Source organism: Sphingomonas sp. Leaf32 (genome assembly GCF_001421765.1).
Taxonomy (GTDB): domain Bacteria; phylum Pseudomonadota; class Alphaproteobacteria; order Sphingomonadales; family Sphingomonadaceae; genus Sphingomonas.
On sequence record NZ_LMLA01000010.1, the window covers coordinates 169,052 to 181,461 of the forward strand.

General features: G+C 68.6%; 11 protein-coding genes. 7 read left to right on the forward strand and 4 right to left on the reverse strand.

Translation table 11 applies throughout. The features are described from left to right. The first annotated feature begins 20 nt into the window (after positions 1-20). Together ASE83_RS14575 and ASE83_RS14580 are read left to right on the forward strand one after the other, a co-directional pair. Positions 21-1,073 (forward strand): aldose epimerase family protein, encoded by a 1,053-nt coding sequence (locus tag ASE83_RS14575; RefSeq protein ID WP_055791691.1) that lies wholly within the window; start codon positions 21-23, stop codon positions 1,071-1,073. 84 nt (positions 1,074-1,157) lie between these two features. Next, a complete protein-coding gene (locus ASE83_RS14580; RefSeq protein ID WP_055791694.1) occupies positions 1,158-1,541 on the forward strand; it encodes a hypothetical protein in 384 nt (127 codons plus the stop codon). Positions 1,542-1,882: 341 nt separating this feature from the next. Here the strand turns inward: ASE83_RS14580 and ASE83_RS14585 are convergent, their stop codons facing one another. Then, complete coding sequence (locus tag ASE83_RS14585; protein WP_156353203.1) at positions 1,883-2,800, reverse strand: TraB/GumN family protein; 918 nt, start codon at positions 2,798-2,800, stop codon at positions 1,883-1,885. A gap of 169 nt (positions 2,801-2,969) precedes the next feature. On the opposite strand from ASE83_RS14585, the gene ASE83_RS14590 reads away from it, so the two are divergent. Next, positions 2,970-6,116 (forward strand): helicase-related protein, encoded by a 3,147-nt coding sequence (locus tag ASE83_RS14590; RefSeq protein WP_156353205.1) that lies wholly within the window; start codon positions 2,970-2,972, stop codon positions 6,114-6,116. A 41-nt stretch (positions 6,117-6,157) separates the two neighbouring features. Then, positions 6,158-6,922 (forward strand): SDR family oxidoreductase, encoded by a 765-nt coding sequence (locus ASE83_RS14595; RefSeq protein WP_055791892.1) that lies wholly within the window; start codon positions 6,158-6,160, stop codon positions 6,920-6,922. A 49-nt stretch (positions 6,923-6,971) separates the two neighbouring features. Here ASE83_RS14595 and ASE83_RS14600 read toward each other — a convergent pair whose 3' ends face one another. Continuing rightward, entirely contained in the window at positions 6,972-7,259 is a 288-nt protein-coding gene (locus tag ASE83_RS14600; protein WP_055791700.1) for a 4a-hydroxytetrahydrobiopterin dehydratase, read from the reverse strand. 45 nt (positions 7,260-7,304) lie between these two features. Here ASE83_RS14600 and ASE83_RS14605 point away from each other — a divergent pair, with 45 nt between their 5' ends. From ASE83_RS14605 to ASE83_RS14615, 3 genes are read left to right on the forward strand one after another with little or no spacing between them, the layout of a single operon-like run. Next, entirely contained in the window at positions 7,305-7,700 is a 396-nt protein-coding gene (locus ASE83_RS14605; RefSeq protein WP_055791703.1) for a metallopeptidase family protein, read from the forward strand. Beyond that, positions 7,697-8,260 (forward strand): heme ABC exporter ATP-binding protein CcmA, encoded by a 564-nt coding sequence (gene ccmA / locus ASE83_RS14610; RefSeq protein ID WP_055791706.1) that lies wholly within the window; start codon positions 7,697-7,699, stop codon positions 8,258-8,260. Before ASE83_RS14605 ends, ccmA begins: the two co-directional genes overlap by 4 nt. Further along, entirely contained in the window at positions 8,257-8,892 is a 636-nt protein-coding gene (locus tag ASE83_RS14615) for a heme exporter protein CcmB (RefSeq protein WP_055791709.1), read from the forward strand. The genes ccmA and ASE83_RS14615 overlap by 4 nt, the downstream gene beginning before the upstream one ends. A 132-nt stretch (positions 8,893-9,024) precedes the next feature. Here ASE83_RS14615 and ASE83_RS14620 read toward each other — a convergent pair whose 3' ends face one another. Next, the gene (locus ASE83_RS14620; protein WP_055791712.1) at positions 9,025-10,413 is read right to left on the reverse strand and encodes a DUF1501 domain-containing protein; all 1,389 of its coding nucleotides are present in this window, start codon (positions 10,411-10,413) and stop codon (positions 9,025-9,027) included. After that, positions 10,410-12,176: a DUF1800 domain-containing protein gene (locus tag ASE83_RS14625; RefSeq protein ID WP_156353207.1), complete on the reverse strand. Its 1,767-nt coding sequence runs from the start codon at positions 12,174-12,176 to the stop codon at positions 10,410-10,412. The genes ASE83_RS14620 and ASE83_RS14625 overlap by 4 nt, the downstream gene beginning before the upstream one ends. Positions 12,177-12,410 lie beyond the last annotated feature (234 nt).

Sequence of the window (12,410 nt, forward strand, 5' to 3'; positions counted from 1 at the left end):
GGAAATAGTGGAGAGATTGCATGACCCGAGCGGAGCGAATCCCTTTCGGCACCCTCGACGGCCAGCCCGCCCAGGCGATCGAACTGACCGCCGGGCCGCTCTTCGCGCGCATCCTGCCGCTGGGTGCGACGCTTCAGTCGCTGTGCGTGCCCGACCGGGAGGGCGTGGTCGCTGATGTCGTGCTGGGCTTCGACGATGTGCAATCCTATCGCGACCGGCCGTCATGGTTCGGGGTGACGGTCGGGCGCTATGCCAACCGGATCGCGGGCGGGCGTTTCAGCCTCGATGGCAACACCTACGCCCTCGAAACCAACAACGCGCCCAACCATCTGCACGGCGGGTCGGACGGGTTCGACCAGCGACTATGGGATGTCGCGGAGGTCGGGCAGGACGCAGATGCGGCGTGGGTCTGCCTGACGTTGACCAGCCCGGATGGCGATGCCGGCTATCCCGGCACGCTGCACGCCAGCGCGACCTATACGCTGACGCCCGATGCGCTGACCATCGCCTATGCCGCGAACACCGACGCGCCGACGGTCGTCAACCTGACCAACCATGCGTTCTTCGACCTCGGCGGGCAGGGGGAGGCGATGCGCCACCTGCTGACCATCGAAGCCGACGCCTTCCTGGCCGTAGACGCGAGCTCGATCCCGACGGGGGAGCGGCGCGCGGTGGCCGGCACGCCGTTCGATTTCCGCCAGCCCCATGCGATCGGCGCGCGGGTGCGCGACGGGCGGGACGAGCAGATCGCGATCGGGCGCGGGTACGACCACAACTTCATTGTGCGCGGGGAGCCGGGCGTGCTGCGTCTGGCGGCGGTGCTCAGCGATACCGCATCGGGGCGGGTGATGGCGCTGTCGGTGACCGCGCCCGGATTACAGCTCTATGCCGGCAATTTCCTGAACGGGGCGCAGGCGGGCAAGGGCGGGCGACTGTATCGGCAGGGCGATGCCGTCTGCCTGGAGCCGCAGGCATGGCCCGATACGCCCAACCGTAGCGACTTTCCCACCGCCCGGCTGGACCCCGGTCAGCGTTGGGAAAGCACGATGTGCTTCACCTTTTCGACGCGGTAGCGGTATCGGCTGCACTGCCGCAACGATGTTGCGCGGCGCACAACGCGCCTTGACGGAACGGGTTGCGTTTGCGAACGACTTCCTATGAAGCACCCCCTTCTCCTCGCCGCCACTGCCGCGGCCTTCGCCCTTTCGGCCTGCGGTCAGCAGCAGCCGGAACAGCTCGACACCCGCGCGCCCGATCCGCTGGCGTCGCAGCTCGCCAACCGCGCGCCGGTCGAACTGCCGCCGCCCGTCAAGGCGAGCGTCACGTTCCGCTGCAAGGACAACAGCCTCGTCTATATCGACTTCTTCGAAGGCGACACCCAGGCCAATTTCCGCGCGAAGCAGGACGCGATCCCCGTCCGCCTGAAGGCCGCCGAAAAGGGCAAGCCGCTGACCGCCGAAGGTGGCTACAGCCTGACCGGCAGCCCCAAGACCGTCACCCTGACCCAGCCGGGCAAGGCTGCGCAGACCTGCAACGCCTGATTATATCGCCGGTGGCGACCACCTTCCGGGTCGCTATCGTTTGAAATGACTCACGGCCGGCGGAGCGATCCGCCGGCCGTTTCTTTTTGCTGTTCGGGACCCCCGGAATTGATCCTGGGTCGCGCTTTCTTGCCGGGCGTACGAAGAAGCGGGACCCCGGCTCAAGGCCCGGGTGACGGCGAGGAAAGGTGGCTTGGTTGCCAACCAGCCCAGCCAATTACGTCACCCCAGCGCAGGCTGGGGTCTCTCGCGGCTCTTGCCCGGTGCTCTCACCGAGAGATCCCAGCCTGCGCTGGGATGATGTTTGTGGCGGGGTGTGGCGTCGGCCGCCCGCCGTACCCTCAATACTTTACCCGCGTCGCGCGCAGCTTGTAGCGCTTGAGCGCGTCCTGCACGCTGCCGCTGCCCGCCAGATGGCCGGCGCCCACCGCGACGAAGACGGTGCCCGGGCGCTTCATTCGATCCTCGATCCACTTGGCCCAGCGGGCGTTGCGGTCGGTCAGCAGCACGCGCTTGAGTTCGGGCGAGACGGTCATCTCTTCGTTCATCGTCGCCGCCAGCGCGTCCGGGTCGCCGCGCCGCCACTGGTCGACCATCTTGTCGATCGATTCGCCGGCGGTCGGCAGTTCCTTGATCGTTTCGGTCAGGAAGGTGACCTGCGCCGCGTCCGACAGCGAATCGAAGAAGCCGAACTGCTGTTCCAGCGTTTCGAGGCCGGTGAGCGGCTTGCCCGCCGCCTTGGCCGCCTGCGAAATCGCCTGTTCTGCGCCGCTGGCGGGGTCATAACCCTGCTTCTGCAGCGTCAACAGCGTGAGCGTCGATGCGGCGAACCACGGGTCGAGCTGTTCCAGCGCGCCGGCCGGCAGCCCGGCATCGGCCACCGCCTTGGCATAGGCGGGGCGTTCGGCGGCGGGCAGCTTGTCGCTGAGCTTCGGGCCGGTGACGTTCACCGCCGACTTCATCACCGCCGCCTGCGCCTGTTCCGGCGTCGGCATCGGGATTTCCAGCACGACCTCGTTCGATTTGTCGAACGCGGTACGGACTGCTTCGTCGAACCACGACAGGCCGGGCTTCAGGACGTGGATCGTCCCGAACAGATAGATGGTCGTGTCCTTGTCCTTGACCACCCACAAGGCGGGATCGGCCTCGCCCGCGGGCAGGTCGGCCGGGGCGGCTGGCTTGGGTGCGGTCTGTGCCCAGACGGGGGCTGCGGTCATCAACGTGAATGCGGCGGCGAAACGCAGCAGGATCGAGGACATTATCGTCTCCATGGCGCCGGGCGGGCCGGCTGTCGGCCCGTCATAGCAGCGCGATAGGAAGCGCAACAGGCAATTTGCCGTTCATCGATAACCCCGGGAACGTCCGCGCGTCGCGCTTCGTTTGCAGATTCCACGCCCCTGTTTTCAGGGCCTTGCCGGGAACTCCGCCATGTCGAACGCCTCCGTCCCCGATCGCTCCGAACCGGGGGAGGCACGGATCGCGGTCGGTCCCCTGGCCGCCGTGCTGGCTGGCGAGGTCAAGACGCGATCGCTCCTGTTCATCGCGTCGGACGAGATGCGCGCTGCTGCGCTGGCGGAGGTGATGGCAGCCTTTGCACCACAGGCGACGGTGGTGCATCTGCCCGCCAGCGACGCGTTGCCCGGCGACGACGCGCCCGCTTCCCCCGGCAATGCCGGCGCGCGGGTCGCGGCGCTCAGGCGGTTGCGCATCGCCCATGGCGAAGGACACCCGGTCGCCTGCATCACCACGCCCGAGGCGACCGCGCTGCGCATCGCGCCGCCGGGCGATTTCGATGCGGCACCACCGGTGCTGCGGGTAGGCGACGCCATCGACCTGACCGACCTCGCCGATCGGGCGGAGACGCTGGGCTATGTCCGTGACGACCGCGTCGATGAGCCGGGCGAGGTCGCGGTGCGCGGCAGCGTGGTCGACATCTTTCCCGCCGATGCCGAACAGCCGATCCGGGTCACGGTCGAGGACGATCGCATCGCGTCGATCCGCAGCTATGATCCGGTGACGCAGCGTGGCACTGCCGACCTGTCCGACGTGACGATCGGTCGCGCGGCCGAGCCGGTGTCGGACCGGGGCGTCGCATTGCTCGACCATCTGCCCGATGCGGCGGTGGCGATGGACGGCGATGCCGGGCGGCGGCGCGACCGCTTCCTCGATCTGGCGCAGGACGCGACCCGTCGTCGGCGGCGCGATGCGGCGGCGCTGGTGGATGCCGCTGCCTGGGGCGACCTGCTGGCCGGGCGCGAGCGGATCGCGCTTCCCGGCGACGTGACCGAACCGCCCCGTTTCGTTACCGGCCGCGCCCCGGCCCGCGCGTTCGGCACGTTCGCGCGCGAGGTGTTGGCAGACCAGCGGCTGGTGCTGGCCGGCAGCCCGCGCGATCTGCGCTTCCTGCGCAACAAGCTGGCAAAACTCGCCCGCACCGAACCGGTGACGATCGGGTCGTGGGAAGAGGCGGCGTGCGCGAAGCCGGGTACGGCGATGCTGTTGACCGCACCGCTCGACCGCGGATTCGTGACGGACGGCGTGACGGTGGTGACCGGCGGCGACCTGCTCGGCGGCCGGGCGCGGGGCGACGAACTGGCGGCGGCCAGCGCCAATCCGCTCTTCGCCGAAGCGGGCGAGCTGCGCATCGGCGACGTGATCGTGCATGAGGATTTCGGCATCGGCTGCATCGCCGGGCTGGAATCGCTGCCGGGCGAGGCGGCGGGCGACGCCATCGTGCTGACCTATGCCAAGGGGGCACGGCGGCTGGTGCCGGTGATGGAGGCCGACCGCATCTGGCGCTACGGCGCGGACGGCGATGCGGTGACGCTCGACGCGCTGGACGGGGCGAGCTGGCAGAGGCGGCGCGGCGCGATCGACGCGGCCATCGCCGACAGCGCGCGCGAACTGGCGGCCATCGCCGCCGAACGGGACAAGCTGCGGGTCGACCCGATCGAGGTCGACATCGCCGCCTATGAACGCTTCGCCGCCGGCTTTCCCTTTACCGAAACCCCCGATCAGGCGCGCGCCATCGCCGCTGCCCGCGCCGATCTGGCGGCGGGCAAGCCCATGGACCGGCTGGTGATCGGCGATGTCGGCTATGGCAAGACCGAGGTGGCGTTGCGCGCCGCCGCCATCGCCGCGCTGTCCGGGCGGCAGGTCGCGATCGCTGCGCCGACGACGGTGCTGGTCCGCCAGCATGTCGAGACGTTCCGCCGCCGCTTCGAAGGCACGGGGATCGAGGTCGCCGGCCTGTCGCGCCTGTCCGACGCGACCGAGAAGAAGCGGGTGAAGGCCGGCCTCGCCGACGGATCGATCGGTGTGGTCGTGGGCACCCAGGCGGTGGCGGGCAAGGGCGTCAGCTATCACGACCTCGCGCTGGTGGTGATCGACGAGGAACAGCGGTTCGGCGCGAAGGACAAGGCCCGGCTGCGTGACCTCGCCGATCATGTGATGACGCTGTCGGCGACGCCGATCCCGCGCACGCTGCAAAGTGCGTTGATCGGGTTGCAGCAACTCTCGGTCCTCGCCACCCCGCCGGCACGCCGCCAGCCGATCCGTACCGCCGTGATGGATTTCGACGAGGTGACGGTTCGGACCGCCTTGCTGCGCGAACGCAGCCGTGGCGGGCAGAGCTTCGTCGTCGTTCCCCGGATCGAGGACATCGCTCCGCTGGAGGCGCGGCTGCGCAAGCTCACCCCCGAACTCGACCTGGTGGTCGCGCATGGCAAGATGCCGGCGGCGGAGATCGACGCGGCGATGGTCGGCTTCGCGGCGGGCGAGGGCGACGTGCTGCTGGCGACCAACATCATCGAGGCCGGGCTGGATGTGCCGCGCGCCAATACGATGATCGTTCACCATGCCGACCGCTTCGGTCTGTCGCAGCTGCACCAGTTGCGCGGCCGCGTCGGGCGCGGCGGGCGGCGCGGACAGATATTGCTGCTGACCGATCCCGACCGGTCGATCGCCGAAGCGACGTTGAAGCGGTTGCGCACCTTGCAGGCGTTCGACCGGCTGGGCGCGGGCTTTGCGATCAGCGCGCGCGACCTCGACCTGCGCGGCGCGGGCGATCTGGTGGGCGAGGCGCAGGCCGGGCACATGAAGCTGATCGGCATCGACCTCTACCAATATCTGCTCGGCCGCGCGCTGCGGGCCGAACGTGGCGAGAGCGTCGACCGGGTGACGCCCGAACTCCATGTCGGCATCGCCGGCTGCCTGCCCGAACGCTGGATACCCGAGGCCGAAGTGCGGCTGATGCTCTATGGCCGGCTGGCACGGATCGAGGCGGAAGGCGCGCTGGACGCGTTCGAAGAGGAACTGGAAGACCGGTTCGGCGCGCTGCCTGACGAGGCGCGTCTGCTGATCGAACTCGCCCGCGTCCGGTTGCTGGCGCGCGGCGCGGGCGTGACGAAGGTAGACGCCGGCCCCGCCGCCATCGCACTGACCCCGCAGCATCGCGGGCACGCGCCCCAAGGGCTGACCGAGAAGAACGGCCGCTGGATCATGCCCGCGCGGATCGACGATGCCGAGGCGCGACTGGCGAAGGTCGGCGAAGTGCTGGAGGCGATGGCGGCGTAACGACGCTGGCGTTGCGCGCGATCCTGCCCGATGGTGCGGCCATGACGAAAGCGATCTTCATCACCGGCGGCGGGTCGGGCATCGGGCGCGCGGTGGCGCAATTCTTCGCGGGCCGGGGCTGGCGCATCGGTCTGGCCGACGTGAACGCCGCCGGGCTGGCAGAAACGGCAGCGTTGCTGCCGGACGGGGCTGCGACGTTCATGTTCGACGTAACCGACCGCGCGGCGTGGGACGGCCCGCTGGCGACCTTTGCCGGCGGCGGCGGGATCGACGTGGTGTTCAACAATGCCGGTATCGCTTCGGGCGGCATCTTTGCGCAGATGACGGTGGACGCGATCGAGCGGACCATCGCGGTCAACCTGACCGGTGTGATCCATGGCGCGCACGCGGCACACCGCTATCTCAAGGCCAGCGGGGGGTGCCTGCTCAATACCGCATCGGCCGCCGGTATCTATGGCACGGCGGGCGCGGCGGTCTATTCCGCGACCAAGTTCGGGGTACGCGGGTTGACCGAAGCGCTGGACGGCGAATGGGCGGCGGACGGCATTCGCGTGCGCTCGCTGATGCCCGGCTTCATCAACACGCCGTTGCTCGACGCGTCGCTGGCGGGCACCAATTACAATGTCCGGCAACAGGTCCGCGCCGCCGGCCTCGAGTTCACGGCCGTGGAGGTCGTGGCGCAGGCGGCGTGGGAGGCGGTGCAGGGCGACGCGATCCACACACCGGTCGGCCCGACCGCGAAGCGGATGCGCTTCGCCGCGCGCTGGATGCCGGGTAAGCTCAGGCAGCAGATGCGGCGGCGGTAACGCGTCACTGCGTCGTCATCGCCGCCTGCGCGGGAATGACGAATCCCGTCTATTCCACCAGCGCGTCGATCGCCTGCGCCATGTCGATGTCGCGGTCGGACAGCCCGCCCGCGTCGTGGGTGGTTAGCAATATGTCGACCCGATTGTAGACGTTCGACCATTCGGGATGATGGTCGGCCTTCTCCGCCAGCAACGCGACCTGCGTCATGAACGCGAACGCCTGGCTGAAATTGTCGAAGGTGAAGCTGCGAACGATGGCGTCGCGGCTGGGGTCGTGATCCCAGTCGGGCAGGCCGTCCAGCGCGTCGACGCGCTCTGCCTGGCTCAGCGGTTCCATCGTCCCTCCCTTGTCTCTCGATGGCGAAGGCCTATTGCTTGGCGGATGTCCGATCAAGCGCGAAACGCCCCGAGTGCCCAAGAGATCGAAGCGCTGGCCCGCGCCGCGCTGGCGCGCATTCCCGAACCCTTTGCCGGCCACCTGTCCGACATCGTGCTGCTGGTCGAGGAGTTCGCCGATGACGAGACATTGGCGGCGATGGAGATGGAGCCGTACGAGCTGACCGGCCTGTACCATGGCAGCCCGGTGGGTGAGAAATCGGCGTTCGACGGGATGCGCCTGCCCGACCGCATCCATCTGTACCGGCAACCGCTATTGGCCGAATGGTGCGAGACCGGCGTCGATCTGGGCGACCTGATCCGCCATGTCGTGGTGCATGAGGTGGGCCATCATTTCGGCCTGTCCGACGACGACATGCACGCGCTGGAAGACGCCGATTGATCCTGTCCTTCGCCGAAGTGACGGGCGCGCGGGGGGGGCGGGTGCTGTTCCGCGACCTGTCGTTCGATCTGGGTGCGGGCGAGGCATTGTGGGTGCAGGGGCCGAACGGCGTCGGTAAATCGACCCTGGTGCGGATCGCGGCGGGTCTGTTGCCGCCCGCCGCCGGCAGCGTCACGCGCAACGGCGCGGTCGCGCTGCTGGCCGAGGCGGCGGCGCTGGACACATCGGCGACGCTGGGCGCGGCGCTCGATTTCTGGGCGGGGCTGGACGGCGCGCGCGACCGGTTGCCGGCGGCGCTGACGGCGATGGCGATCGAAACGCTGGCCGATGTGCCGGTCAGGATGTTGTCGACCGGTCAGAAGCGCCGCGCCGCCATCGCCCGCGTGATCGCCAGCGGCGCGCCGCTCTGGCTGGTCGACGAACCCGCCAACGGGCTGGACGCTGCCTCGCTCGACCGGCTGGAGTCGGCGATCGCCGCCCATCGCGGCGGCGGCGGCGCGGTGCTGGTTGCCAGCCATGTGGCCGTGGCGTTGCCGGCCGCAAAGATCGTGGCGCTATGATCGCGCTGATCGCCCGGGAACTGCGCATCGCGTGGACCGGCGGCGGGCTGCTGCTGCCGATCGCCTTCTTCCTGCTGGTCGCAACGCTGTTTCCCTTTGCGATCGGTCCCGATGCGGCGCTGCTGGCGCGGATCGGCGGCGGGGTGGCGTGGGCGGCGGCGCTGCTGGCGGCGCTGCTGCCGCTCGACCGGCTGATCGCGCCCGATATGGAGGCAGGGGTGATCGATCAGCTGAGCTTACGCGGATGGAGCGAGGCGAGCATCGCGGCGGCCAAGACCATCGGCCACTGGCTGGGGTTCGCGCCTGCCGTCATGGTCGCGGGCGCGCTGTCGGCGGCGTTGCTCGGGATGGACGGGGCGACGCTGATCGCGCTGGAGATCGGGCTGCTGCTCGGTACGCCGGGGCTGGCGGCGTTGGGAGTCGCGACGGCGGCGCTCACCGCCGGCCTGCGCGGCGGCGGGGCGGTGGCGGGGCTGGTGATGCTGCCGATGGCGCTGCCGCTGGTGATCTTCGGGGCGGGGGGGCTGGACGGCGGGGCCGGGGCGGTGAAGCTGCTGGCCGCGACCAGCCTGTTACTGTGTGTCGGCGGGCCGGTGGTGGCGGGCATGGCGATGCGGATCGGGCGTAGCTAGGGCCGATCGACCTTGCGCCATTCCCGGTATCGCTCTCGAGCGAGAGGGGCTATCCTTTCGTCACCCCGGAACCAGTCCGGGGTGACGAAGCGGGCAGAAGCGCGGGATGGCTCCCGCTTCCCCCCCTTGACCTCAGACGAAGCCCTGCGACCAGGTGGCTTTGTCGTAATTGCCGATATTGGGCAGCACCGTCGTCAGGTCGCCGTCCGACACCCCGAACCAGCGCGCCATGGTTGACGAATATTGGTCGACCGACATGGTCGGGATCAGCCGCCCCTGGCCCACATCGTCGCTGGTGTTGTGGCCGATCGCCGGGGGCGTGCCGTAGAAGCGCTTGCCCTTTACCGCGCCGCCCATGACAAAATGCATCGATCCCCAGCCATGATCGACGCCATTGCCGTTCGACGCCAGCGTCCGGCCGAAATCGGAACCGGTGAAGGTCGTCACCTTGTCCGCCACGCCCAGCGCGGCGGTGGTGTCATGGAATGCCCGCATCGCGGTGGCTAGGCGGCCGAGCAGGGTCGGCTGGATCGTCGCCAGATTGTCGTGCAGGTCGAAGCTGCCGGTCGACACGAAGAATACCTGCCGCTTGACGCCCAGCTCGGCAGAAATGGCGATCATCCGCGCGACCATGCGCAGCTGGTCGGCCAGCGGATTGCCGGTGGGGAACAGGGTGAACTGCGATTCGGGCGCACCGGCCAGCAGATTGGCGAGCTGCGCCTGCGTGTCCATCGCCCGCTTGTTCACCCGCGCATATTCGGTCGCGAACATATGCGGGTTGGTTTCGGTCATCATCTGGCGCAGCGCCGCCGCCGCGGCGCTGGACCCGTAGAGCGATGTCGCCCCGCGCAGCAGCGACACCGGCCCGCCGGTGCCGACATTATACTGGATCGCCTGCCGCCCGGTCAGGAAGACCGCGTTGCCCGTCGCGTTGATGCAGGTCATCATCGCCGACCCGTTGCCCGCCTGATACAGGTCGCCGATCCGCCCGCCCCAGCCCGACACCGCGCCTTCGGGGCTGGATGCCTGGAAAAAGCTTTGCTGATCGTTGTGGCTGAACAGCTTCGGAGGCAGGCGCACCGACTTGTTCAGATATTGCGTGCGCGTCGTCGGCTGGATCAGCGTGCCGACATTCAGCGCGACGGCCAAACGGCCGGCATCGAACAGCGGGTTGAGCGGGGCCATCACCGGGGCCATGGCATAGGCCCGCCCGCCGAGATCCGCGCCGGTCAGCGCGGTTGCCTGCAACGCGTCGCGTCCCAGCGCCAGCGTGCCACGCGCGGCGGCGTACAGCGCGTGCGACGCCGGGTCATAGGGGACCAGCGTGTTGTAGTGATCGTTCCCGCCCTGCAGGAACACGCACACCAGTGCCTTGTAATCGGTGGCGGTGGCCGCCGCCGCTTCGCCGATCGCACCCAATGTCGTGGCGAAGGGCGCGGCGACGCCCGCGACGCCCAGCGCGGCGGTGCGTTGCAGAAAGGCACGGCGGGATGCGTCGCGCAGGATCGTCGGAGCGTTCATTTCAGCACCAGATAGTCGGGCGAGGCGAGGGTCAGCAGGATCGCGATCCCCGTGCGGTTCAAGGTGGCGTTGGTCGCGGTCAGCGGGATGCTGTCGACGGCGGCGCGGATCGCGGTCACCGTGGCGCTGCGCAACTGTCCGGCCGCCAGGATCAGGTTGACCTCGTCGACCAGCTTTTTGCTGTCCGATGCCAGTTCCATCATCGGCGCATAATCGGCCTTCACGTCGCCGGTGCCGCCGCCGACCAGCGACTGCATGTAGTTCACATAGGCGATGTTGGTCTGTTCGCTGGCGATCTGGAACTCGGGCGCGGTCATCCCCGCCTGCGCCATCGCCGTACCGGGCGGGGCATAGCCCGGCCGCAGGAAGCCAAAGACGCTGGGCGCGCGGCCGATCGACTGGCCCAGGCGCTGGGTCGTGTTGGTCGTGTCGCCGATCGCCCACGCGTCGCTGGGCGACGTCACGCCGAAGGCGCGCGCCCAGTTGGTCAGCCGCTGCACCGGATCGCGCAACCGCCCGGCGGTCGTGCTGGCCAGTGCCGCCGCTCCGTCACGGGCTTCGGGATCGAGCAGGATCGCGCGGATCACCGCCTTCATGTCGCCGCGCACGCCACTGCCGTTATTGGCGAAGGCGGCGGCGACGCGGCCGACATAGGCGCGGCTGGGATTGGAGGTCACCATCCGCTGGATCAGCTGCTTCGACACGAACGGCGCGACGTTGGGATGGCGGAACAGGATGTCGAGCGCGCCGTCGACCGCCGCGAACCCGCCGCCCGATACCGTGCCGCCCAGGAAGCTGGCCGATCCGGTTTCGTTGGCCGACGCGGTGATGACCAGCGGCAGCCGCATCCGGTCGGGCGTGGTGTTGTCGTTGTTCGCCAGATTGAACCCGGTAAATACGCGGGCCAGTTGCGACACGTCGTCCTGGGTATAGGTTTCCAGCGGCACACCGTTCGACGTGCGCACCGTGCCATCCTGTTCGAGCTGATAGACGCCGAGCGTGAAGAGCTGCATCAGTTCGCGGGCGTAATTCTCGTCCGGCATCTGCCCGGTCGAGGCATTGGCCTTGCGGCTGCCGATGAAGCTCAGGAACGATCCCATCGCCGCGTTGCGGGTCATCGCGCCCATCAGGTCGCGATAATTGCCGAACGCATGGTCGAGCAGCAGGTCGTTATACGCCGCCATCGCAAAGGCGCGCCACGACAGGTTGATGCCGTTGATGCCGATGACGAGGAAGTCGAGCAGCGCCAGCGCGACCCGCTGACGCAGTGTATCGCCACCGGCGATCGCCTGCCGCCAGACGCTGGGGTCATAGCCGTTCTGGCCGTTGATATTGTTGTTGTTCGTGGCGTCGTTGTAATTTTTCGACACCAGCCAGTCCCAATGGCTCGTGTCGCGGGGGCGGGCGAACTGCGCGTCGATCCAGCCGGCGATGCCCGTATTGAGTACGGCGTCGATCGCGGTGCGGTTGGCGCCCATCGTGGCCTGCGCCAGAAAACGGCTCGCCCCTTGCGCGTTCAGAACGGCGACGGTCGGGGTGGGGCTGGGCGTGGGGGTCGGCGTCGGTGCAGGGGCGGGAACCGATACGAGGCCACCGCCGCTACCGCTGCCGCCGCCCGAATCACATGCTGCCAGCAGGACTGCGGCACCGAGGACGCCATGGGTTTCGAGCCGGCGCCGATCGGTCGGCGTCGATCGCGCCTCCGGTTCCGCGTGGATCGTCATCACGTCGCTGTCGTCGATGCTCGACGAGTCTTCCACCATCGGTATTCCCCTACGCACCGCTACACTGGTGCCCGGGGCCAATATGACAGCAGAATGCTTAACGAAATGATTACATTGCGAATAGCGCGCCAAAACGCGATGAATCCAAGTTGGTTCCCAAGATGTTGCAAATAATCATTACGGTGTCGTATTGATCGATCCCTGTCGCAAATCGATCTGTGCCGCTCCGGCCGGTCGCTGCACTTGACGCAAAAACGCCCCGGATCGCTCCGG

What these genes read in the sequence shown, in the direction of transcription:
- ASE83_RS14575 (WP_055791691.1), top strand. Translation starts at nt 21, where the DNA reads ATGACCCGAGCGGAGCGAATCCCTTTCGGCACCCTCGACGGCCAGCCC.
- ASE83_RS14580 (WP_055791694.1), top strand. Translation starts at nt 1,158, where the DNA reads ATGAAGCACCCCCTTCTCCTCGCCGCCACTGCCGCGGCCTTCGCCCTT.
- ASE83_RS14585 (WP_156353203.1), bottom strand. Translation starts at nt 2,800, where the DNA reads ATGTCCTCGATCCTGCTGCGTTTCGCCGCCGCATTCACGTTGATGACC.
- ASE83_RS14590 (WP_156353205.1), top strand. Translation starts at nt 2,970, where the DNA reads ATGTCGAACGCCTCCGTCCCCGATCGCTCCGAACCGGGGGAGGCACGG.
- ASE83_RS14595 (WP_055791892.1), top strand. Translation starts at nt 6,158, where the DNA reads ATGACGAAAGCGATCTTCATCACCGGCGGCGGGTCGGGCATCGGGCGC.
- ASE83_RS14600 (WP_055791700.1), bottom strand. Translation starts at nt 7,259, where the DNA reads ATGGAACCGCTGAGCCAGGCAGAGCGCGTCGACGCGCTGGACGGCCTG.
- ASE83_RS14605 (WP_055791703.1), top strand. Translation starts at nt 7,305, where the DNA reads ATGTCCGATCAAGCGCGAAACGCCCCGAGTGCCCAAGAGATCGAAGCG.
- ASE83_RS14615 (WP_055791709.1), top strand. Translation starts at nt 8,257, where the DNA reads ATGATCGCGCTGATCGCCCGGGAACTGCGCATCGCGTGGACCGGCGGC.
- ASE83_RS14620 (WP_055791712.1), bottom strand. Translation starts at nt 10,413, where the DNA reads ATGAACGCTCCGACGATCCTGCGCGACGCATCCCGCCGTGCCTTTCTG.
- ASE83_RS14625 (WP_156353207.1), bottom strand. Translation starts at nt 12,176, where the DNA reads ATGGTGGAAGACTCGTCGAGCATCGACGACAGCGACGTGATGACGATC.